The organism is Dolichospermum planctonicum (assembly GCF_005402965.1).
In the GTDB taxonomy this organism is placed as follows: Bacteria; Cyanobacteriota; Cyanobacteriia; order Cyanobacteriales; family Nostocaceae; genus Dolichospermum; species Dolichospermum planctonicum.
This window is the reverse complement of record NZ_BJCF01000157.1, coordinates 1-413: the sequence shown is the minus strand read 5'-3', so window position 1 is coordinate 413 and position 413 is coordinate 1. Positions and strand designations below refer to the sequence as shown.

Below are 413 nucleotides of genomic sequence, written 5' to 3'. Positions count from 1 at the left end.
TAGGCTCCTAAATGAATACCACCACCATCTGTTTTGCTGGTGTAATCTACTTGCAGTAGGTCATTACCATCGCCGCCATTAACTGTATCCGTTGAGCCTTGGCTATAACCAGGGTTAAGAATATCATCACCTGCACCACCATTGAGAATATCATTACCTGCACCACCACTGAGGGTGTCATTGCCATCAGTACCATTGAGGGTATCATTACCATCCCCGCCAAAGAGTAAAGACCACCCGTTAGTTGCGGTGAGAAAATCATTGCCACTACCTCCTGTTACCACACCATAATAGCCACCACTAGCAGCAAAGTTGATTCGTTCCACCCCTATCAAGGTATCTGTTCCCTCATCGCCATTGCTTGTGACGTTATCCTTGATTTGGATACTGCCATCAGAGAGAATATTTGCCTG

At 46.0% G+C, this 413-nt stretch carries 1 protein-coding gene; it reads right to left on the bottom strand.

The genetic code is table 11. The features are described from left to right. Nucleotides 1–413: calcium-binding protein (locus FFO06_RS20870; protein WP_370744029.1), on the bottom strand; the 413-nt coding region annotated here is incomplete at both ends.